The 21,872-nt window shown below is 70.2% G+C and carries 18 protein-coding genes and 1 pseudogene; 11 read left to right on the top strand and 8 right to left on the bottom strand.

The genetic code is table 11. The features are described 5' to 3' along the window. Positions 1 to 2: 2 nt before the first annotated feature. From ACYSUO_RS31580 to ACYSUO_RS31605, 6 genes are all read right to left on the bottom strand, one after another. Positions 3 to 1,505: an FG-GAP-like repeat-containing protein gene (locus ACYSUO_RS31580; RefSeq protein WP_461779634.1), complete on the bottom strand. Its 1,503-nt coding sequence runs from the start codon at positions 1,503 to 1,505 to the stop codon at positions 3 to 5. A gap of 94 nt (positions 1,506 to 1,599) precedes the next feature. Next, positions 1,600 to 3,078, bottom strand: a complete 1,479-nt coding sequence (locus ACYSUO_RS31585) for an FG-GAP and VCBS repeat-containing protein (protein ID WP_461779635.1) — start codon at positions 3,076 to 3,078, stop codon at positions 1,600 to 1,602. A gap of 189 nt (positions 3,079 to 3,267) precedes the next feature. Beyond that, positions 3,268 to 4,488 carry an FG-GAP repeat domain-containing protein gene (locus ACYSUO_RS31590; RefSeq protein WP_461779636.1) on the bottom strand — a complete coding sequence of 407 codons (1,221 nt, stop codon included), beginning with the start codon at positions 4,486 to 4,488 and terminating at the stop codon, positions 3,268 to 3,270. Between the two features lie 116 nt (positions 4,489 to 4,604). Beyond that, positions 4,605 to 5,999 (bottom strand): FG-GAP-like repeat-containing protein, encoded by a 1,395-nt coding sequence (locus ACYSUO_RS31595; RefSeq protein WP_461779637.1) that lies wholly within the window; start codon positions 5,997 to 5,999, stop codon positions 4,605 to 4,607. Positions 6,000 to 6,093: 94 nt separating this feature from the next. Further along, positions 6,094 to 7,653 (bottom strand): esterase, encoded by a 1,560-nt coding sequence (locus ACYSUO_RS31600; RefSeq protein ID WP_461779638.1) that lies wholly within the window; start codon positions 7,651 to 7,653, stop codon positions 6,094 to 6,096. A 222-nt stretch (positions 7,654 to 7,875) separates the two neighbouring features. Next, entirely contained in the window at positions 7,876 to 10,158 is a 2,283-nt protein-coding gene (locus ACYSUO_RS31605) for a (Fe-S)-binding protein (protein WP_461779639.1), read from the bottom strand. Positions 10,159 to 10,380: 222 nt separating this feature from the next. Here ACYSUO_RS31605 and ACYSUO_RS31610 point away from each other — a divergent pair, with 222 nt between their 5' ends. The 11 genes and pseudogenes from ACYSUO_RS31610 (at position 10,381) to ACYSUO_RS31660 (ending at position 19,856) form a co-directional block, all read left to right on the top strand. After that, on the top strand, positions 10,381 to 11,211 hold the full coding sequence (locus tag ACYSUO_RS31610) for an NAD-dependent epimerase/dehydratase family protein (protein WP_461779640.1): 831 nt from the start codon (positions 10,381 to 10,383) through the stop codon (positions 11,209 to 11,211). Positions 11,212 to 11,213: 2 nt separating this feature from the next. Further along, the gene (locus ACYSUO_RS31615) at positions 11,214 to 12,224 is read left to right on the top strand and encodes a glycosyltransferase (protein ID WP_461779641.1); all 1,011 of its coding nucleotides are present in this window, start codon (positions 11,214 to 11,216) and stop codon (positions 12,222 to 12,224) included. 181 nt (positions 12,225 to 12,405) lie between these two features. Then, positions 12,406 to 14,265 carry a molecular chaperone DnaK gene (dnaK, locus tag ACYSUO_RS31620; RefSeq protein ID WP_461779642.1) on the top strand — a complete coding sequence of 620 codons (1,860 nt, stop codon included), beginning with the start codon at positions 12,406 to 12,408 and terminating at the stop codon, positions 14,263 to 14,265. Continuing rightward, positions 14,262 to 14,936 carry a nucleotide exchange factor GrpE gene (grpE, locus tag ACYSUO_RS31625; RefSeq protein ID WP_461779643.1) on the top strand — a complete coding sequence of 225 codons (675 nt, stop codon included), beginning with the start codon at positions 14,262 to 14,264 and terminating at the stop codon, positions 14,934 to 14,936. Before dnaK ends, grpE begins: the two co-directional genes overlap by 4 nt. A gap of 48 nt (positions 14,937 to 14,984) precedes the next feature. Beyond that, complete coding sequence (gene dnaJ / locus ACYSUO_RS31630) at positions 14,985 to 16,172, top strand: molecular chaperone DnaJ (RefSeq protein ID WP_461779644.1); 1,188 nt, start codon at positions 14,985 to 14,987, stop codon at positions 16,170 to 16,172. A gap of 5 nt (positions 16,173 to 16,177) precedes the next feature. Beyond that, positions 16,178 to 16,642, top strand: a complete 465-nt coding sequence (locus tag ACYSUO_RS31635; protein ID WP_461779645.1) for a heat shock protein transcriptional repressor HspR — start codon at positions 16,178 to 16,180, stop codon at positions 16,640 to 16,642. A 343-nt stretch (positions 16,643 to 16,985) separates the two neighbouring features. After that, positions 16,986 to 17,408, top strand: a complete 423-nt coding sequence (locus tag ACYSUO_RS31640) for a hypothetical protein (RefSeq protein ID WP_461779646.1) — start codon at positions 16,986 to 16,988, stop codon at positions 17,406 to 17,408. Between the two features lie 47 nt (positions 17,409 to 17,455). Then, positions 17,456 to 17,745: pseudogene (locus ACYSUO_RS31645) on the top strand (IS5/IS1182 family transposase); the annotation flags it as partial. A 49-nt stretch (positions 17,746 to 17,794) separates the two neighbouring features. Beyond that, positions 17,795 to 17,929, top strand: a complete 135-nt coding sequence (locus tag ACYSUO_RS31650) for a hypothetical protein (protein ID WP_461779664.1) — start codon at positions 17,795 to 17,797, stop codon at positions 17,927 to 17,929. Positions 17,930 to 17,988: 59 nt separating this feature from the next. After that, complete coding sequence (locus tag ACYSUO_RS31655; RefSeq protein WP_461779661.1) at positions 17,989 to 18,507, top strand: GNAT family N-acetyltransferase; 519 nt, start codon at positions 17,989 to 17,991, stop codon at positions 18,505 to 18,507. 224 nt (positions 18,508 to 18,731) lie between these two features. Continuing rightward, a complete protein-coding gene (locus ACYSUO_RS31660; protein WP_461779647.1) occupies positions 18,732 to 19,856 on the top strand; it encodes a sugar ABC transporter substrate-binding protein in 1,125 nt (374 codons plus the stop codon). 16 nt (positions 19,857 to 19,872) lie between these two features. Here ACYSUO_RS31660 and ACYSUO_RS31665 read toward each other — a convergent pair whose 3' ends face one another. Further along, the gene (locus tag ACYSUO_RS31665) at positions 19,873 to 20,799 is read right to left on the bottom strand and encodes a helix-turn-helix transcriptional regulator (protein WP_461779662.1); all 927 of its coding nucleotides are present in this window, start codon (positions 20,797 to 20,799) and stop codon (positions 19,873 to 19,875) included. A 47-nt stretch (positions 20,800 to 20,846) separates the two neighbouring features. Continuing rightward, positions 20,847 to 21,857, bottom strand: coding sequence for a helix-turn-helix transcriptional regulator (locus ACYSUO_RS31670; protein WP_461779648.1), 1,011 nt, complete (start codon positions 21,855 to 21,857; stop codon positions 20,847 to 20,849). Positions 21,858 to 21,872 lie beyond the last annotated feature (15 nt).

The following is a 21,872-nucleotide window of genomic DNA, read 5'->3' on the forward strand; positions in this document are numbered from 1 at the left end:
CGTCAGTTGGCGGCGTTGGCGCCGAAGACCGGGGCGGCGTCCGTGCTGACGCCGGCGGCCGAGGCGGAGATGGCGCGGGAGCCGGTCGTGGTGAGCTTGGTGCCGTCGGACGGGAGGTAGGTCAGCGCGCCGTTGCCGCTGTTCTCGCCGAGGGCGCCGACGACGAGGTCCGCCTTGCCGTCCTTGTTGGCGTCGGCGAGCTTCACCTCGCTGCCGAAGTAGTCGTTCTTCTCGTCGCTGCCGGGCACACCGGCCGTGGACTGGGCGAAGAACTGGGTGCCGGAGGTGGTGTTCAGGCCGTTCGCCGAGCCGTAGAGGACGGTGACGGAGCCGGTGTTGACGACGCCGCCGAGGTTCTCGCCGGGCGCGCCGACGGCCACGTCGACGTAGCCGTCACCGTTGACGTCGCCGACGGCGAGCTCGCTGCCGAACCAGTCGCCGCGCTCGGAGCCGCCGGGCACCTCGCCGGTGTCCTGCGAGATGTCCGTGGCGGTGGCCGGACCGGCCTGCGAGCCGTACGTGACGTGGATCTGGCCGCCGGTGACGGAACCCGGGACCGTGACGGTGCTGCCGTCCTCGTTCTTGAGGTCCGGGTCCCACTCCTGGCCGGTGACGATGTCGCCGAAGCCGTCGCCGTTGACGTCGCCGATGCCGGTGATCATGCCGCGCTTGAGCTGCTGGGCGCCGGACGTGGTCAGGCCGGAGGCGGAGCCGGGCACGTAGTAGTTCGTGTTGTAGCCCATGTCGCTGTCGGTCTCGTAGCCGTTGACGACGAGGTCGGAGCGCTTGTCGCCGTTGACGTCACCGGCGAACAGGCTGAGCGGGCCCGCGTCGCCGCCGCTGACGATGGCGGGGCGGACGGTGTAACGGCCGCCCAGGGAGGCGGTCTTGGCGGTGCCGCCCTTGAAGACGTACACCGTGGCGGAGGACGAGCCGATGGCGAGGTCGTCCTTGCCGTCGCCGTCGAAGTCGCCCGCGGCGAGCGAGTCACCCCATTTGTCGTGCGAGGAGACGGCCGGGTCGGTGATGGTGGTGCCGCCGGACAGGCCGGAGGCCGAACCCCACAGCACCGCCACGGTGCCGCCGTTGGCGTCGTCGCCGACCTTCTCGTGCGGTGCGGAGACGGCGAGGTCGTCGAAGCCGTCGTGGTTGAAGTCGCCGTACGCGCTGACCCAGCCGAAGCCGTCGCCCGTCTCGGAGGTGCCGGGGACACCGCTGGTGTCCTGGCTGAAGGTGGCGCGCTTGGTGGCGGTGACGCCGCTCGCCGAGCCGTACAGGGCGACGATGTTCCCGGCGCCCTTCTTGCCGGAGACGGTGGCGTCACCGGCGGAGACCGCGACGTCGCCGTAACCGTCGGCGTTGAAGTCGGCCTGCGGGTGGTGCACGGAGTCCGCGGCGCCGGCGGTGCCCGCGGAGGCGGCGAGGAGACCGCCGGTGAGGGCGGCCGCGGCGGCCGTCGCGAGGGCGAGGCGGATGCGGGCGGAGGTGCGTCTGTGCTCGGTCATGCGTGTGGTGATCCTTTGCATGGTGCTCCTGTGGCGGAGCATGGTGTCAGTGGGGACGGCCGGGCCCTGAGCGGGCCGCGGGCCGTCCGTCGGGTCAGTCCGTGAAGTTGGCGCCCAGGCGGGGGGTGCCGGTGGCGGAGACACCGAGGGTCGAGGTGTAGATGCCGGAGGACGCGGCGAGGGAGCCGTCGGCCTTGAACTTGACCGGGTAGACCGCGCCGTTGAGGCCGTTCTCGCCCGCGGCGCCGATGTACGCCTCGTCGCGTCCGTCGCCGTTGAGGTCGTCGAGGTGGACGTCGGAGCCGAAGAAGTCGCCCGCCTCGTTGCTGTTGGGCACGAAGGCGTTGTTCTGCTCCAGGAACACCGAGCCCTGCCCGGTGATGCCGGTGCCGTCGGCCTTGCCGTACATGACCCACGCGGCACCGGTGTTGGCGCCGCCGGTCAGGTCCTCGTCGGGCGCCCCGACCACCAGGTCGAGGTGGCCGTCGCCGTTGACGTCGCCGAGGTCGACCTCGGCGCCGAAGGCGTCGCCGGTCTCGCTGCCGCCGGCCACGCCGGCGGTCTCCTGGGTGAGGGTGGTGCGGGTGGCGGCGGGGCCGGCGCCGGAGCCCTTGACGATGTAGACGGCGCCGCTGGTGTCCTTGCTGTTGCTGTTGGCCCAGTAGTTGCCGACGACGATGTCGTCGTAGCCGTCGCCGTTGGTGTCGCCGAGGTCGGTGATGACACCGCTCGGCAGACGGACCGCGCCGGAGGTGCTGGGGCCCGAAGCGGTGCCGGGCAGCCAGAAGTTGGCGTTGGTGCCGTTGTCCGCCGCGTAGCCGTTGACGATCAGGTCGTCCTTGCCGTCGCCGTTGGCGTCGCCCGAGTGCAGGTTCCAGACGCCGGCGCCGGTGTCGCTGATGACGGGGACGGTGACGACGCTGCGGTGGGGGTTGTCGCCCGTGCGCGAGAAGGGGCCGTCGAGGATGTCGACGGTGTTCTTGTTGTTGGCGCCGATCGCCAGGTCGGTGGAGCCGTCGCCGTCGAAGTCGCCCGCCTCGATGGGGCCGCCGAAGCCGTCGTGGGAGCTGGGGCGGGGGTCGTCGATGGTGGTGCCGCTCGTCAGGCCGGTCGGCGAGCCCCACAGGATGGCGGCGGTGCCGCCGTCGGTGTCCGAGCCGACGTCCTCGCCCGGGGCGGCCACCGCCAGGTCGTCGTAGCCGTCGCCGTCGAAGTCGCCGTACGCGGAGTCGGCGCCGAAGTAGTCGCCGGTCTCGGCGGTGCCGGGTACGCCCGCGGTGTTCTGGCTGATGGTGACGGTGCGGGTGCCGGTGGCGGAGCCGTAGAGCACGGCGATCTGGCCGGCCTGCTTGTGCCCGTTGACGTAGGCGTGGGAGGCGCTGACCGCGAGGTCGCCGATGCCGTCTCCGTTGAAGTCCGCGTCGGCGTCGGGCTGGGACGCGGCCGGGGCGGCGGCCGCGGGGCCCGCCGCGGCGGTGAGGACGCCGCCGGTCAGGGCTGCCGCCGTGGCGGTGGCCATGGCGAGCCGGAGGCGGGTCTGGGAGGGAGCAGGCGTGCGTCTGTGCTTGGCCATTCGGTTGGCTCCTGCGGCAAGGGGGACGCCTGGCGGGCGTCCCGTCAACGGGGTGCCGTTTGCAGGGTGTTGGCCGGGAATTACCCCGGCCGTGACCTCGCGGTCGGCTAACAGGAGACCGTTGGTGGGGCGGGAGGGTTGTACGGGGCGACGGAGTTTTTGCAGGACAGCGCCAGTTCGGGACAAGCCCTAGTTGCTGAACTCCGTTGTGGAGAACGTGAGCTGTGGGGTGGCCGATACGAGCGTGGCGGCGCGGTCGCCCGTCAGTACGGTCACCGTGTCCGTGGTGCCCTTGGTGTGTTGCAGGACGAGGTCGTCGCGGCCGTCCCCGTCGTAGTCCGCGACCGCGATCACGTGGCCCTTCGCCGGGGCCCTGCGGGGCTTGCCCGGACCGATGAGGTGGACGCCGTCCGAGGCCGCGTCCGATACGGCCAGCTCGTCGCGGCCGTCGCCGTTCAGGTCCGCCGCCGCGAGCCGGTCGCCGGTGACCCGGACCGTGCGGGTGGCGGCGCCCCCGGGCGCGTACAGCTTCAGGCCGGTCCCGCCGAGGATCGCCGCTCCGAAGCGGCCGAAGACCGCGTCCGTGCCCGCCGGGTACGTGGCGCCCTTGGTGAAGCCGTCGGGGCCGCCGAGGGCGACGGCGGAGCGCGCCGTGCCGGTGTGGGCGCGGACCAGGACGTCGTCGGTGCCGTCGCCGTTCAGGTCGGCGGCGGGGCCGGTCGGAACGTTTCCGCCGGGCTGCGCGATGCCGGTGGTGCCGCGCGGGGCGCCGGCGCGGGTGAACGGGCCGGGCAGGACGCTGAGCCGGCCGGCGCTCGCGTGCACGACCAGGTCGTTGCGGCCGTCGCCGTCGAAGTCGCCGCACACCGGCTGGTCGGGCCACTCGTTGCCGAACCGGGCCCGCGCGGGGATCTTCAGCGTGACGCCCTTGCCGGAGATCCCGGTGGGCGAGCCGAAGAGGATCTGGAGTGGGACCGGCGGCATGCCCTGGCCGTCGTACGGCGGGTCCGTCGACACCACGAGGTCGGCGTACCCGTCCCTGTCGAGGTCGCAGCTCGCCTCCGACGCGAACGTGGCCGGGGCCCGCCCCTTGATCCGGGCCGCGTACTTCGCCGGGGTCAGCAACTGCCGGGTCCCGGCGACGAGTCCGTGGCCCTTCCTCCCGTAGACGACGCCGATGCCGGGGTCGTCGCCGAGCCCGTCGTGCGCGAGGTCGTCGAGGACGAGGTCGGGGGCGCCGTCCCCGTTGAAGTCGCTCGGCAGCTTGCTGCCCTTGCCGCGCGGGATCGGCAGCGGCGCGCTCCGCTGCTGCTCGCCCGCCACGGTCGCGGGGCGGTGGGTGCCCGCGCTGTCGCTGTCGTGGCCGCCGCACGCCGTGAGCGCGGCGGCGAGCAGTGCGGCGCACAACACGGCCCCGCTGCCTCTTCGTACGCCGGATCTTTGTATGTGCCCCGGTATCAACAACGCCCCCGCCCCTCCCATGAGTCCACAACTTCCACATGATGGCAGGGGCAAGGACGGGAACGTCAGCGCAGGGACGTGCCGAATGCGATGTCCGCGCCGGGAAGGCCGAAGTCCGCGCCGTTGAACGAGGTCGCGCCCGTCGTCGTCGGGTACGGAGCCGAACCCTTCAGCACCGTGACGGCGCCCGCGTCCGCGGCCGAGCCGATGTCCTCGCCGGACGCGGCGACGGACAGGTCCGCGCGGCCGCCCCCGTTGATGTCCTTCATCCGTACGCTCGATCCGAATCGGTCGCCCGGCTCCGCGACGCCCGGCACCCCGCTGGTCTCCTGGTGGTAGGAGCGGCCCGCACTGATGTAGCCCGCGGAGCCCTTGAGGACGACGACCGAGCCCGTGCCCCGCACACCGTCGACGCTCTCGCCGGGCGCGCCGACCGCCACCTCGTCGTGGCCGTCGCCGTCCACGTCACCGACGGAGACGGAGGCGCCGAACCGGTCCTCGGCCTCCGTCGCTCCCGGGATGCCGGGGCTGTCCTGGGTGACCTTGTCCATGCCCTCCATCTCGTCGGTGAAGATGGTGGATCCGCCGTAGAACACCCAGACCGAGTTGTCGGCGGCCTGCCCGGTGACGAGGTCGGGGTAGCCGTCGCCGTTCACGTCGCCGGTGGCGGCGGCCTCGGTGGTGGATCCCGCGAACTGGCCGTCGATCCGCCCGGAGTGGTAACCGATGTCGCCGGGCCCGCCGTTGACCCACCCCGTGTAGGGGCTGCCGTCGGCGTTCTTGCCGTAGAGGACGTACGTGTACGTCTTCCCGACGCCCTTGCCGTGGAACTGGTCGGCGGTCAGCCCTTCCAGCGTCACGCCCTCGGGCACGAACTCGACCTCGGGCGCGTAGGCGTCCTCGGGGGCGTTGCTGTCCGAGTACCACCAGTACTTCTTGGCGCTGACGACGGCGAGCTGCGCGTGGTCGTCGCCGTCGAGGTCGACGAAGACGGCGCCCTCGCCGAAGCGTTGGTCGTCGGCGGAGGGCGCGTGGTAGACGGTGGCGCCCTTGGTGAATCCGTTCGCGCCGCCCCACACCACGTTCAGCGAGCCGCCCGCCCAGTCGGTGACCCGCTCGCCGGGGGCGCCGACGATCAGGTCGGCGTACCCGTCGCCGTTGACGTCGCCGCTGGTGACGTTCTCCCCGAACTCGTCCTCCTGCTCGGTGGCCCCGGGCACGCCGGCGGTCTCCTGGGTGATGGTCACGGCCTTGCCGGGGCCCACGCCGGACGAGGAACCGAACGTCACCGTCACGGCGTTGGCCTTCGGCGTGCCGATGGCGAGGTCCCGGTGGCCGTCGCCGTTGAAGTCGTCCTTCAGCGTGCTCGCCGCGGAGGCGGTCCCCGCGAGGGGGAGGGTGAGGCCGCCCGCGGCGAGGGCGGCCACCCCGGCGACCATGGCGATTTTCTTGAGGCGCACGTCAACTCCAGCGTTGGGTGGGGCAGTTGTTCTCGGTGGTCCGCTGGTGTGACGGCTGGGGGCCGGTGAATGGTTGTACGTGTACGTGAGGTGCCTAGTCGTCGATCGCCGCCCCGAAGCGTGCGTCCAGGGACGGACCGCCCAGCGACCCCGCCCCGTACGTCCACGACCCGGCCGCCGTGATCCCGCCGGACCCCGCGGAGAACACCCACACCACGCCGTCGTTGGTGTTCTCGCCGGGCGCCGCCGCGAGGAGTCCGAAGCGCCCGTCGTCGTTGGGGTCGGTGAAGGAGACCTGGCCGCCGAACTTGTCGCCCTTCTCGGCCGCGCCGGGGACGTCCGCCGAGTTCTGGTTGAAGTCCCGTACGTCGCTGGTCCGCAGGCCGAGGGTCGTCCCCCGCATCACCGTCACGGCGCCCGCGTCGGCGACCGTCCCGATGTCCTCGCCGGGCGCGCCGATCGCGACGTCGGCGAACCCGTCACCATTGGTGTCGCCGACGGACAGGTCGGCGCCCCAGCCGTCGCCCTTCTCGGCGGTGCCGGGCACGCCGTCGGAGTCCTGCGTCCACCACTGCGGCTCCCCGGTGAGGCCCGAGGCCGAGCCGTAGTGGACGCCGACCATACCGCCCGTCGTCCACGGGCCGCCGTCGTCGGGGCTGTTCGGCTCGCCGGTGACGAGGTCGTCCTTGCCGTCGCCGTTGACGTCACCGGAGGCGGCGACCGGGCCGCCGCGCAGCGTGAGGTTCGGCAGCGGGTCGGCGTCGGAGGCCGTGCCGGGGATGACGTACGACCAGCCGTCGCCGGACTCGTCGCCGACCGAGAGGCCGGACACGACGAGGTCGGCGAAGCCGTTGGCGTCGTAGTCGCCGGTGGTCAGGGACTTGGGCTGGATGCCGGTCGGCGCGGCCAGGGTGGCGGCGCGTGCGGTGGCGGTCGGCGCCTTGCCCTTCGGTGCTACGGCCTTCGGGGCCTTGGGCGCGAAGTCGGTCCGGGAGTCGCGGACCAGGTTCTTCGTCGCGCCCGCGGTGGATCTGGCGGCGGGCGCGGCCTCGTAGCGGAAGACCGCGAGGCCGACCGAGTCGAGGACGGCGAGCAGGTCGCCGTCGCCGCCGTCGGTGAACCGGGCGGCGGCGAGCGACGAGCCGAACTTGCCGCCCGCGGTGGGCTCGTCGGCCTCGATCCACTGACTGGCGCTGCCGGCCAGGCCCTTGGGCGTGCCCCACAGGACGACGCCGCCGCCCGAGTCGGCCACGGTTCCGACGTCCTCGCCGGGCGCGCCGACGATCGCGTCGTCGTAGCCGTCGCCGTCGAGGTCCCCGGTGGCGACGGCCTGCCCGAAGGCGTCGCCCTTCTCGGCGGCGCCGGGCACCCCGGTCGTGTTCTGGCTGAGGACGGCGGCGCGGGACGTCCCCATCCCGCTCGATGCGCCGTACTGCACGGTGACGATCCCGGCCCCGGCGTGCCCGCCGACGGTGGCGCCGGGGGCGCCGACGAGCACGTCGTCGTAGCCGTCGCCGTTGAAGTCGGTGTTGCGGTCGTTGGCACGGGTGCCGCCCGGTGTGCCCGCGTACGCGGACGGGGCGGCGGCGATGAACGTACCGGTGAGAAGAAGGAACGAGGCCGCGGCGAGGGCGGCCGTCCGGTTCTTGCGCACGTGCGGCTCCTTGGCTGAAGGAAGACCGGGCAGCGCGGGGGGATGGCCGGAAAGGGCCCGTTCCTTGTCCGGCGCACCGTTTGACACAGGATGGGCCGGAAGGGTTGTACGGGACGCAACAAGTGGTGTGGGCACCCCGCACAAGTGAAGAGGGCACCCGTACACGCGAAGAGGGCACCCCGTCGTGAACGGGGTGCCCTCAGGGGCGTACGCGATCCTCGGTTACTTCACCGGCTCCGGCTCCGGCGCGTCCTCGGTCTCCGCCTCGCCCGCCGGGTCGACCGGCGTCTTGACGGAGTCGAGCAGGAGCTGGGCCACGTCGACGACCGTGACGGACTCCTTGGCCTTGCCGTCGTTCTTCTTGCCGTTGACCGAGTCGGTCAGCATGACGAGGCAGAACGGGCAGGCCGTGGAGACGATGTCCGGGTTGAGCGAAAGCGCTTCGTCAACACGCTCGTTGTTGATGCGCTTGCCGATCCGCTCCTCCATCCACATCCGCGCACCACCGGCGCCGCAGCAGAAGCCGCGCTCCTTGTGGCGGTGCATCTCCTCGTTGCGGATGCCCGGGACGCTGGCGATGATCTCGCGCGGCGGGGAGTAGATCTTGTTGTGACGGCCCAGGTAGCACGGGTCGTGGTACGTGATGATGCCCTCGACCGGCGTGACCGGCGTCAGCTTGCCCTCGTCGACCAGGTGCTGGAGCAGCTGCGTGTGGTGGATGACCTCGTAGTCACCGCCGATCTGCGGGTACTCCTTGCCGATCGTGTTGAGGCAGTGCGGGCAGGTCGCGACGATCTTCTTCGCCGTACGAGGCTTCTTGGACTCCTCGGTGACCTTGCCGTCCTCGTCGTACTCCTCGCCGAAGGCCATGTTGAGGGACATGACGTTCTCCTGGCCGAGCTGCTGGAACAGCGGCTCGTTGCCGAGGCGGCGGGCGGAGTCACCGGTGCACTTCTCGTCGCCGCCCATGATCGCGAACTTGACGCCCGCGATGTTGAGGAGCTCGGCGAAGGCCTTGGTGGTCTTCTTCGCGCGGTCCTCCAGGGCGCCGGCGCAGCCGACCCAGTAGAGGTACTCGACCTCGGTGAGGTCCTCGATGTCCTTGCCGACGACCGGCACCTCGAAGTCGAGCTCCTTGAGCCACTCCAGGCGCTGCTTCTTCGCCAGGCCCCAGGGGTTGCCCTTCTTCTCCAGGTTCTTGAGCATCGTGCCCGCCTCGGACGGGAACGCGGACTCGATCATCACCTGGTAGCGGCGCATGTCGACGATGTGGTCGACGTGCTCGATGTCGACCGGGCACTGCTCGACGCAGGCGCCGCAGGTGGTGCAGGACCACAGGACGTCCGGGTCGATGACGCCGTTCTCTTCGTGCGTGCCGATCAGCGGGCGCTCGGCCTCCGCGAGGGCGGCGGCCGGGACGTCCTTGAGCTGCTCCTCGGTGGCCTGCTCCTCGCCCTCCATGTTCTTGCCGCCACCGGCGAGCAGGTAGGGCGCCTTGGCGTGCGCGTGGTCGCGCAGCGACATGATGAGCAGCTTCGGGGAGAGCGGCTTGCCGGTGTTCCACGCGGGGCACTGCGACTGGCAGCGGCCGCACTCGGTGCAGGTGGAGAAGTCGAGCAGGCCCTTCCAGGAGAAGTGCTCGACCTGGGACACGCCGTAGACGTCGTCCTCGCCCGGGTCCTCGAAGTCGATCGGCTCGCCCTTGGAGGTCATCGGGAGCAGCGCGCCGAGCGAGACGTCGCCGTCGGCCCGGCGCTTGAACCAGATGTTGGGGAACGCGAGGAAGCGGTGCCAGGCGACACCCATGTCGGTCTTCAGGGCGACCGTGATCATCCAGATGAACGAGGTCGCGATCTTCAGCCCGGCGAAGAAGTACGTGAGGGTCTGGAGCGTGGAGACGTCCAGGCCCGACAGCGCGTTCACCACGGGGTACGAGATGAAGAACGACGCCTCGTAGCTGTCGACGTGGTGCTGGGCGCCTTCGAGGGCGTGCAGCATGAAGATGCAGACGCCGACGATGAGGATGACGGCCTCGACGAAGTACGCCTGGCCGAAGTTCGAGCCGGCGAAGCGGGACTTGCGGCCCGGCTTGTTCGGCTTGCTCAGCTGGCGGATCACGATGAGGACCGCGATGCCGAGGACGGTCATCGTGCCGATGAACTCGACGAAGATGTTGTACGGCGCCCACTCGCCGATGATCGGCAGCAGCCAGTCGGCCTGGAACAGCTGGCCGATGGCGTTGACGATGGTCAGCAGCAGTGAGAAGAAGCCCACCGCCACGAACCAGTGCGCGACTCCGACGATGCCCCAGCGATTCATCCTCGTGTGGCCGAGGAACTCCTTGGCCACGGTGACGGTGCGCTGCACGGGCTCGTCGGTGCGGGTACCTGCGGGTACGTTCTGACCGAGCCGCATGAAGTTGTAGATCTGCAGGAGGGCACGGACGAACAGGGCCGCGCCGACCACGATCGTAACCAGCGACACGATGATCGCGGCGAGTTGCATTTGGGGGCTCCTCGGGCCTGCGAGGGAAGTCTTCTCGGGGACGGTGATTACTAAGCGGTAACTTAGGTTGTCCGTCTGAGACTACCCACTTACCCGGACGCAATGTAGTCGCCAGGCTGGTGATCTGTGTCGCGCAGGTGTACCTGCGTGGATCATCGCGGGACCCCAAAGCGGATCGTGTTATTCACCCCATATTTGGACATAACGGAATAACTTATGGGGATGAGCGCATCGTTGACGACCGCACCCACGACTTGTCTGGTCACCGGAGGTGCCGGCTTCGTCGGCTCGCATCTCACGGACGCGCTGCTCGCTCAGGGACACACCGTCGTCGTCCTCGACGACCTGTCCACGGGCGACCGCGCCAACCTCGCCGCCGCCTGGCCGAACCCACGGCTCCGCTTCGTGCGCGGCTCGGCCCTCGACGCCCGGCTCGTCGCCGAACTCGCGGGCCGCTGCGAGGCGGTGGTCCACCTGGCCGCGCAGGGGGAGCGCCCCGTCGTCGAGGCCGCCCGCCTGCGCGGCCGCCGCCTGCTCGTCGCCTCCGCGGGCGAGGTTCCGGGCGATGACGTGACCGTGGCCCGCCTCTACGACACCGTCGGCCCGCGCCAGTCGTCCGCGTCCGGCGCCGTCGTGCCGCGCCTCGCCGGGCAGGCGGTCGCGGGCCTGCCGGTCACCCTGCACGGCGACGGCACCCGGCGGCTCCGCCTCACCCACGTCGCCGACACCGTCGACGCGCTGCTGCGGCTGCTCGCCGAGCCGGCCGCCGCCGGGCGTGTCTTCGACGTCAGCGGCGCGCAGGAGACCGCCGTCGCCGACCTCGCGGGCGTCCTTGTCGAACGCTCCGGCTCCCCGTCGCCGCTCCGCTTCGTCCCGTACGAGGCGGGAGCGCGGGACCCGTACGGCCCCGAGGAGCCCGCGCCCGACGCGGGTCCCCTGCGGGAACTCACCGGATGGGAGCCCGCGTTGGGGCTGCTCGACATCGTGGACGCGGCCCTCGTCGACGCGGGCGGCGCGTTCGGCGTGGTCACGACCGCCGGGGCCAGGGTCTGACCATGAGGATCGCCGTCGTCCACGGTTTCGGCGCCCCGGGCGGCGAGGACGAGGCCGTCCTCGACCAGGTCGCCGCGCTCACCCGCGCGGGACACGAGGTGCGCCTCGTCGCGGCGAACGGCCGTGGCCGCGACCCCCTCGCCACCCTGCGGGCGTTCGGCCCGGACGTCGTGCACGTCCACAACCTGTACCCCGCCTTCGGTCGCGCCTGGGTCACCGAGTGGACGGGCCCGGTGGTCGCCACCCTGCGGCACGGGCCCCACCGCGGCTCACGGCTCGCCGCGCTCCAGTTCCCGTGGGCGGCGCGCGGCGGGCTGCGGCAGGACCCGCTGCTGCGGCGGGCCGACCGACTCGTGGTCCTCTCGGAGGCGAGCCGGGACGCGTGCGCGCGCGCCGGGCTGCCCCGCGAACGCCTCGACGTGGTGCCCGACTTCGTACCCACGGTCGCTGAACCAGAGGTGGGGGCGGGCGGGGGCGACGGGGGCAGCGGTGCAGGCGGGGGCGGTGACGCCTGGGTGTGCGTCGCGCCGCTCGCGCCGGGCCGGGGCGTGCTCGAACTGCTCCGCCGCTGGCCCGCGGGTGAGCGTCTCGACGTGATCGGGGCCGGGCCGCTGGAGTGGCGGTGCCGGGCGGCGGCGCCCGCGTCGGTGCGGATGTGCGGGGCCGTGGGGCGGGGGGAGCTGAGGCGGGCGCTTCCGGGGTACCGGGGGATCGTGCTGCCGGGGCGGGGGACGCGCAGGGCGGTGCCGCTCGTGTACGCGGAGGCGCTCGCGGCGGGGCTGCCGGTGCTGGCCTTCGAGGGGGCCGGGGCGTCGGCGGTGCCGCGTGCCGTACGGTCCGAGGGCACGGGTACGGTCACCACCCCGGACGCGCACCTTCCCGGCGCGCTCGACGTGGCCGCCAAGATCTTCCCGACGCTGCGGGAGCACTGCCGCGCCGTGTACGCGAAGCGGTACGGGGAAGCCGTCTGGACCGAGCGCACCGAGTGCCTCTACGCCTCGCTCGTAGCGTAATCACCTCCGTACGAGCCCATGACACTTCACAAAAGCCCAGGTCAGAGCTGTGTCTCCAGCGGTCTGCCGATAAGGGCAGGATAAAACTTGAGTGGGTGGGACTCAGGTCTGTTGACGCCGAGGGGGAGGGTGTTGCAGTCTTGAGCCAGTTCCACTCAAGTAGGTAGCTGGAGGAATCGAAATGGCACGTGCGGTCGGCATCGACCTGGGCACGACTAACTCCGTCGTCAGCGTTCTGGAGGGCGGTGAGCCCACCGTCATCGCCAACGCCGAGGGCGCCAGGACCACGCCGTCCGTCGTCGCTTTCGCGAAGAACGGCGAAGTGCTGGTCGGCGAGGTTGCGAAGCGCCAGGCGGTCACGAACGTGGACCGGACCATCCGCTCGGTGAAGCGCCACATGGGCACCGACTGGAAGATCGACCTGGACGGGAAGGACTTCAACCCGCAGCAGATCTCCGCGTTCATCCTGCAGAAGCTGAAGCGCGACGCGGAGTCCTACCTCGGCGAGAAGGTCACGGACGCGGTCATCACCGTCCCGGCCTACTTCAACGACTCCGAGCGTCAGGCGACGAAGGAAGCCGGCGAGATCGCGGGCATGAACGTCCTGCGCATCGTCAACGAGCCGACGTCCGCGGCCCTGGCCTACGGCCTGGACAAGGACGACCAGACCATCCTGGTCTTCGACCTCGGTGGCGGCACCTTCGACGTCTCGCTCCTGGAGATCGGCGACGGCGTCGTCGAGGTGAAGGCCACGAACGGCGACAACCAGCTCGGTGGTGACGACTGGGACCAGCGCGTCGTCGACTACCTGGTCAAGCAGTTCAACAACGGCCACGGTGTGGACCTGGGCAAGGACAAGATGGCGCTCCAGCGCCTGCGCGAGGCCGCCGAGAAGGCGAAGATCGAGCTGTCCTCCTCCACGGAGACCACGATCAACCTGCCGTACATCACGGCCTCCGCCGAGGGCCCGCTGCACCTGGACGAGAAGCTCACGCGCGCCCAGTTCCAGCAGCTCACGTCGGACCTTCTGGAGCGCTGCAAGACGCCGTTCCACAACGTCATCAAGGACGCGGGCATCAACCTGTCCGAGATCGACCATGTCGTTCTCGTCGGTGGTTCGACCCGTATGCCGGCCGTCGCCGAGCTGGTCAAGGAACTGACCGCGGGCAACGAGGCCAACAAGGGCGTCAACCCGGACGAGGTCGTCGCCATCGGCGCCGCCCTGCAGGCCGGTGTCCTCAAGGGTGAGGTCAAGGACGTTCTGCTCCTCGACGTGACCCCGCTGTCCCTCGGCATTGAGACCAAGGGCGGCATCATGACCAAGCTGATCGAGCGCAACACGACGATCCCGACGAAGCGTTCGGAGATCTTCACGACGGCCGAGGACAACCAGCCGTCGGTGCAGATCCAGGTCTACCAGGGCGAGCGCGAGATCGCGGCGTACAACAAGAAGCTCGGTATGTTCGAGCTGACCGGTCTGCCGCCGGCCCCGCGCGGTGTCCCGCAGGTCGAGGTCGCCTTCGACATCGACGCCAACGGCATCATGCACGTCACGGCCAAGGACCTTGGCACGGGCAAGGAGCAGAAGATGACCGTCACCGGTGGCTCCTCGCTGCCGAAGGACGAGGTCAACCGGATGCGCGAAGAGGCCGAGAAGTACGCGGACGAGGACCACGCCCGCCGCGAGGCCGCCGAGTCCCGCAACCAGGGCGAGCAGCTCGTCTACCAGACGGAGAAGTTCCTCAAGGACAACGAGGAGAAGGTTCCCGCCGAGGTCAAGACCGAGGTCGAGGAAGCCGTCACCGAGCTGAAGGAAAAGCTCAAGGGCGAGGACTCGGCCGAGATCCGCACCGCGACCGAGAAGGTCGCCGCCGTCTCGCAGAAGCTGGGCCAGGCCATGTACGCCGACGCCCAGGGCGCGCAGGCCGCCGGTGACGCCCCGCAGGGTGACGCCGCGGGCGCCGACGCCAAGGCCGACGACGACGTCGTGGACGCCGAGATCGTCGACGAGGACAAGGACCGCAAGGACGGTGCCGCGTGACGGAGGAGACCCCGGGCTTCGAGGAGAACGAGAAGCCTGACGTCCCCTCCGGCGCCACCCCCGACGACGCCGAGCCGCAGGCCGCTCCCTCCGACACGGAGGGGGCGGCCCCGGCCGGGGACTCAGCTTCCGCTCAGGATGTTGCCCTGACGGCACAGCTGGACCAGGTGCGCACCGCGCTCAACGAGCGCACCGCGGACCTCCAGCGCCTGCAGGCCGAGTACCAGAACTACCGGCGCCGTGTGGAGCGGGACCGCGTCACGGTCAAGGAGATCGCCGTCGCGAACCTCCTGACCGAGCTGCTTCCCGTTCTCGACGACATCGGCCGTGCCCGTGAGCACGGCGAGCTCGTCGGCGGCTTCAAGTCGGTGGCCGAATCCCTGGAGACGGTCGCCGCGAAGATGGGCCTTCAGCAGTTCGGCAAGGAGGGCGAGCCCTTCGACCCGACCGTGCACGAGGCCCTGATGCACTCCTACGCGCCGGACGTCACGGAGACGACCTGCGTGGCGATCCTGCAGCCGGGTTACCGGATCGGCGAGCGCACCATCCGCCCCGCGCGGGTGGCCGTGGCCGAGCCGCAGCCGGGTACGCAGGGGAAGTCCGAGGATGCTGCCGAGTCGGCCGACGCCAAGGGCGACGAGAAGGACAACGGTGGCCCGGAAGAGGGCTGACGTCGTACACGTACTGATTGATGTGAGTGAGGAGGGACGTCGAGGCCGATGAGCACCAAGGACTTCATCGAGAAGGACTACTACAAGGTCCTCGGCGTCCCGAAGGACGCCACCGACGCCGAGATCAAGAAGGCGTACCGCAAGCTCGCCCGCGAGAACCACCCCGACGCCAACAAGGGCAACGACAAGGCGGAGGAGCGCTTCAAGGAGATCTCCGAGGCGAACGATGTCCTCGGTGACCCCAAGAAGCGCAAGGAGTACGACGAGGCGCGCGCCCTGTTCGGCAGCGGCGGGTTCCGACCGGGACCCGGCGGCGCCGGCGCGGGCGGCTCGTTCAACTTCGACCTGGGCGACCTCTTCGGAGGCGGCGCCCAGGGCCAGGGCGGCCCGGGCGGCTTCGGCGGCGGCATCGGCGACGTGTTCGGTGGCCTGTTCAACCGGGGCGGCGCGGGCGCGGGTACGCGTACGCAGCCGCGCCGGGGCCAGGACATCGAGTCCGAGGTGACGCTGAGCTTCACCGAGGCCGTGGACGGCGCGACGGTACCCCTGCGTATGTCGTCCCAGGCCCCCTGCAAGGCGTGCTCCGGCACCGGCGACGCGAACGGCACACCGCGCGTGTGCCCGACGTGCGTCGGCACCGGGCAGGTCTCGCGGGGCGGCGGTGGCGGCTTCTCCCTCACCGACCCGTGCGTGGACTGCAAGGGCCGCGGCCTGATCGCCGAGACGCCGTGCGACGCCTGCAAGGGCAGTGGGCGGGCCAAGTCCTCCCGCACCATGCAGGTCAGGATCCCCGCGGGGGTCTCGGACGGCCAGCGCATCCGGCTCCGCGGCAAGGGCGCCCCCGGTGAACGGGGCGGCCCCGCGGGCGATCTGTACGTCGTCGTGCACGTCGACGCGCACCCGGTCTTCGGCCGCAAGGGCGACAACCTCACCGTCACCGTCCCGGTGACGTTCACCGAGGCGACGCTCGGCGCCGAGGTCAAGGTGCCCACGCTCGGCGGCCCGCCGGTCACCCTGAAGCTGCCCACGGGCACGCCGAACGGGCGGACGATGCGGGCCCGCGGCAAGGGCGCCGTCCGCAAGGACGGAACGCGCGGAGATCTGCTGGTGACGGTCGAGGTGGCCGTCCCCAAGGACCTTTCGGAGGACGCCCGCAGCGCCCTCGAGTCGTACCGCAAGGCGACTGAGGACACCGACGTGCGGGCAGAACTGTTCAAGGCCGCGAAGGGAGCGTGAATGTGATGGACGGGCAGCCCGGCCGTCGGCGCCACAACCCGTACGAACTGACCGACGAGACGCCGGTGTACGTCATTTCGGTGGCGGCACAGCTGTCCGGCCTGCATCCGCAAACCTTGCGCCAGTACGACCGCCTCGGCCTGGTCTCGCCCGACCGCACGGCCGGGCGCGGCCGCCGCTACTCGGCGCGCGACATCGAACTGCTGCGTACGGTGCAGCAGTTGTCGCAGGCCGAGGGCATCAACCTGGCCGGCATCAAGCGCATCATCGAGCTGGAGAACCAGGTCGCCGCGCTGCAGTCCCGCGTGGCCGAACTCTCCTCGGCAGTGGAGAGCGCGGCCTCCGCGATCCAGCAGCGCGAGGCGGCGGTGCACGCCTCCTACCGCCGGGACCTGGTCCCGTACCAGGAGGTCCAGCAGACGAGTGCGCTGGTGGTGTGGCGGCCCAAGAACAAGCGGTCGCAGGACTGACGCCTGTACGCACGTGAAGGGGCCCGGAGGTCACGACCTCCGGGCCCCTTCGCATGTCCTCATCTCCCTGTCGACTGCCACACCGCGATCACCAGCGCGTTGACGCGAGCCTCAAGGCGTTGAAGTTGGGTCGTGGAGCCACTGAGGTTCGGTGAGGCGCCGGCACGCACTTGCTCGCGAGCAGCCGTTCCACGATCGGCTCCAAGCGAAAAAGGAAGGCACTTCGGGTTCGGCAAGGACGAATCCGGCGGCAAGCCCGACGACTGGGTAGCATCCGCTCGCGTTTCCAGTGGCAGGAGAATCGGTCGGATCGCCTTGGCTGTTGGAGTGGAGGGTCGTTCTCGTGATTCCAGGTGTCGTGTATCAAGTCGCCCTGATTGTCGGTGGTTTCGGGGCGTTGGGCTGGGGCGTAGTGGTAGCGCTGATGAGCTTTGGCAGCTACCGAAGGAAGGTGACCCGGAAGGTCGAGATTCTGTCGTCGATCAACATGCCGCACGGAACCCATTACAGGTTTCGCGCGGTTGAGAGCAAGGGGTCTATTTCGCGACCCGGTGACGAAGATGATTGGACGGCGGGCCAACCGGAGAAGTTCGGCGACCGGACTTTCAGAGTTGGGCAGTTCGTCACCATTGACTACGACCCGGAGTACCCGATCGTCTTCTATCCTCCGGGGCGGTATCCGCGCATACGTGCGTGGGGGATACCGCTCTGTGCGCTGCTCATGGGTGCGGTCGCTGCTGCGCTCGGATTTGCGTCTTTCAGCTAGGGCCCCAAAGCGTGGTGCACAAGGCCGTGAACTGGCATCTCCGGTGTATGGCTGGGGTGGTGAGGGCCGAACAGGTGTGGATAGAGACGTTCACCGGGTTGCAGGTGACGTAGTTTGCGCGGCTGCTGAGGGCGGTGCGTGAACGGGGCGGCAACGGCACTCTGCGGGGTCGGCCGTGGAGTCTGCCGCTGGCCGGGCGGGTGCTGCCGGGTGATCCGACGGCTCGGTCTCCTACTGGCGCTGGAGCCCGTCTCTCTCTCCCCCCCGGCCGATGCTGTGGATCGTGGATGCGGACACCCGGCTCGTGATCGCGACAGCCCGGCCGGTGCCGGGCACCGGCCGGGGGCGACGCGTACCTCGCGACCGCGCCACGGTGGAACGACTCGGTGCCGAACCGGGGAAAGTCGGTGGTGCGCGGCATCCTGTTCCGGCGTCAGTCCGCCGACCCCTCGCTGGCCGAGGGGATCCCCGGCGCCCTGCGCGTGGTGGGGGCGATCGTGAAGGAGTGGCCGGGCAGGTGACTCCGTACGCCGGCGCCCCGCTGCCCGGCGGGCTCGGTACGTACAGGCAGGATGGACCCATGACCGAGATCCGTACCCCCCGCCTCCTCCTGCGCCGCTGGAACCCCGACGACGACCTCGCCCCGCTCGCCGAGATCCAGTCCGACTCCGCCGTGATGCGGCACATCGGCGACGGCGCCCCGCGTTCCCTCGACGAGACCGCCGAGGACATCGAGCGCTGGGAGGAGGAGTGGGACGACGAGGGGTTCGGGGTGTTCGCCGTCGAGCTGCTCGGGTCCGGTGAGCTGGCGGGGGCCGTCGGCCTGTACGTACCGGACTCTCCGCCGCAGGTGGCGGGGCACATCGGCATCCAGTGGCGGCTGGCCCGGCAGTTCTGGGGCCAGGGGTACGCGTCGGAGGCGGCGCAGGCCACGCTGGAGTTCGCGCTTCAGGATCGTGGCATCGACCGGGTCGTGGCGGTCACGGCGGAGGGCGACACGTCGTCGGCGAAGGTCCTGGAGAAGCTCGGAATGGACGTCACGGGCGACACCGACGGCGCCCGGCTGTACGCCATCGACCTCAGCGAGTACCAGGGCTGACCGGAACCAGGAGCCGGGCACCCGCACCTGTGAAATTCCTGTGTGGTCGGTGCGCACGCCTTGCGAAGGTGTCCGGTATTCGCCGTCTTCGGATTCATGTGAAGAAGTAATGGACCCGTTTTCGTTGCGGTGTGGCTTCACCTATTGACGGTCCCCGGGCGGGCGAGTTGGCTTCGAGCCACCTCGGTCGCACCGTCGCGGCCACGTCAGGGAGGTATCCGCACATGAACACGCGTATGCGTTGCGCCGCCATGGCCGGCGCCGCATCCGTCCTGGTCGTCTCGCTCTCGGCCTGCGGTGGCGTGCTGCCGGGTGGCGACAGTGGACCCAGCGCGTCCGCCACCAAGGGCAACGATGTCAAGATCGGTCTGCTGCTTCCGGAGAAGGAGACCGCCCGCTACGAGAAGTTCGACCACCCCATATTCGAGCGTCAGGTGGCGAAGCTGACGGCTGGAAAGGGGGAGCTGGTCTACGCCAATGCGAAGCAGGACGCGGCCCTCCAGCGCAAGCAGCTGCGGGAGATGATCGCCGCGAAGGTCGACACGATCGTCGTCGACGCCGTGGACGCCAAGAACATCGCCCCGGCCGTGCGCGAGGCGAAGGACGCGGGCATCCACGTCATCGCGTACGACCGGCTCGCGGAGGGGCCCGTGGACGCCTACGTCGGCTTCGACAACGAGCTCGTCGGACAGACCCAGGGCAAGGCGCTGGTCTCCGCCCTCGGCGGGGCCAAGGCCACCAAGCGCGACAAGGTCGTGATGATCAACGGCTCGCCCAGCGACCCCAACGCCGCGCAGTTCAAGTCCGCCGCCCGCGTGGAACTCGGCAACGCCGTGACCGTCGCGAAGTCGTACGACACCGCGGGCTGGAAGCCGTCCAACGCCAAGGCCAACATGGAGCAGGCGGTCGACGCGCTCGGCGTGGACAACATCGCGGGCGTGTACGTCGCCAACGACGGGATGGCCGGCGGCGTGATCGCGGCCCTGAAGGAGGTCGGCGTCCGCGAGATGCCGCCGATCACCGGGCAGGACGCCGAACTCGCCGCCGTGCAGCGGATCCTGGACGGCGAGCAGTACATGAGCGTCTACAAGCCGTACCCGGACGAGGCGCAGACCGCCGCCGAGATGGCCGTGCGGATCTCGCAGGGGCGCGACATCGAGTTCGAGGCGCTGGCGATGGACCGCACCGACAGCCCGACCACCAAGCAGATCAGGACGGCGAGCGTCAGCGTCGTCGCGCTCACCAAGGACAACATCAAGAGCACCGTCGTCAAGGACAAGATCTTCAAGGTCTCGCAGATCTGCACGGCGAAGTACGCACAGGCGTGCGCGGAGGCCGGACTGAAGTAGCCCGCGGAGTGTCCCGCTAGTCCGTGTCCTCCAGGATGCCCGACTGGCCGATCAGATAGCCCAGTTGGGCCCTGCTGTCGCTGCCCAGCGTCGCCGCCAGCTTCGCGATGTGCACGCGCACCGTACGGACGTTCATGCCGAGCCGCTCCGCGATCACCGCGTCCGTATGGCCCTCGATGAGCAGCGTCGCGATGGTGCGCTGGCGCGTCGTGACGCCGTCCGAGGCCGGCTCCTCGACCGCCGCCTGCGGGAACATCGGCGTGGCCAGCCGCCACAGCCGCTCGAACGTGGTCGCCAGGTAGGCGATCAGCGCCGGGTGCCGGAGCTCCAGGGCCACCGTGCGGTCCTGGTTCGCGGGGATGAAGGCGACGGTGCGGTCCAGCATGATGAGGCGCTCGGTCACCTCGTCGAGGGTGCGGACCTGGACGTCACCGGCCAACTGCTCGAAGTGGGCGAGCACGGCCTGCGAGTGGCGTGACGTGTGCTGGTAGAGCGTCCGCATCCGGCAGCCACGGGCCAGCAGTTGCTGCTCCTTGGGCAGGGCCGAGGCGAGCAGGGGGGCCGGGCGGTGGCCACCCGGCTGGATGGTGAGCAGCTCGGTCGACGAGGTGGACATGGCCTCGCCGATCGCGTCGTTGATGCGCTGGAAGCCGAGCAGGACGGTGATCATGGGGGCGTCCGGGACGGCCGCCCGCTCGGCGTCCAGGGCCATGAGCGGGGCGAAGGTCTCGGCCAGCTTCGCCTCCTGGCTGCGGCGCAGGGCGATGTTCTCCTCGACGGCCCGCAACAGCCGGGGCAGCGCGATCGCGGGAGGAACAGGGCGCAGCCATCCGGGGTCCCCGGTGTCCGGGCGGAGCAGCGCGTGCGCTTCGAGACAGGGAACCGGCTCGGAGTCCGCGCGCTGTACGCGGCCCTCGCGCAGGGCGCGGGTGTAGAGCCGCATGCCTGCCTCGCACACCTCGCCGACATCGTGCGAATGAGCCCTGAGGGTCACGACTCGCTCCCTCTGCTCGGTGCGGGGGTGACTGTGTCGAGCATTCCGGACTGCGCGATGAGAAAGCCGAGTTGGGCCCGGCTCCCGCTGCCCAGCGCCGCCGCGAGCTTGGCGATGTGGGCGCGGCAGGTGCGTACGTTCATACCGAGCCGGCGCGCTATCGCCTCGTCGACGTGGCCTTCGACGAGGAGTTTGGCTATGGAGCGCTGGACGCCCGTGATGCCGTCGGTCGGTGGCCCGTAGGGGGTTTCGTCGAGCAGCGGGACCGCACGCTGCCAGAGCTGCTCGAAGACATTGGCCAGGTATTCGACCAGACCGGGGTGGCGCAACTCCAGGGCGGCCTGTCGGTCTTCGCGCGCGGGAATGAACGCGACCGTACGGTCGAAGATGATCAGCCGCTCGATGAGCTCCTCAAGGGTGCGTATGTCGACGTTCCCCTGGGCCAGTGCTTCAGCGTAGGCGAGGGTGCCGTGACTGTGCCGCGCAGTGTGCTGGTAGAGCGTGCGCATCGTGATGCCGCGATCGGTGATCTCCCTGCCCATCTGCAGGGCCTTGGTGAGAGTGTGCTCGTCACGGCCCCCTCCGGGCTGGACGGTGAGCATCTCGGTCTTGCACTCGGCGAGGGCCAGTTCGATGGCGGCGTTGATCCGCTCCTTGCCCTCGAGCACCGTGATGGAGTGCGTGGTCGGTTGCCGCTGGGCACTGATGGCCAGGAATGGCTCGAAGGCATCGGTGAGTTCGATCGCGAGAGCCCTTCTTTCCTGTATCTCGCGTTCGAGCGGATGCAGTCGTTGCGAGAGCGCCGCTGTCGGCGGAACCGGCCGGAGCCAGGCGGAGTCATCAGGATCCGGATGCAGGAGAGCGAAGTCCAGCAGGCAGGGAGCCGAGGAGATTTCGCTGCGCGCGATGCGTCCTGAGCGCAGTGCTGTCGCGTACAAGTGCCTCCCGGCGTCGCACAGCTCGGTCATGGCGTGTGGATGTGCCTGATTTGAGCTGGTATTGGGCATAGCTCCACCCCCCAG

This window comes from Streptomyces sp. UC4497 (assembly GCF_054871485.1).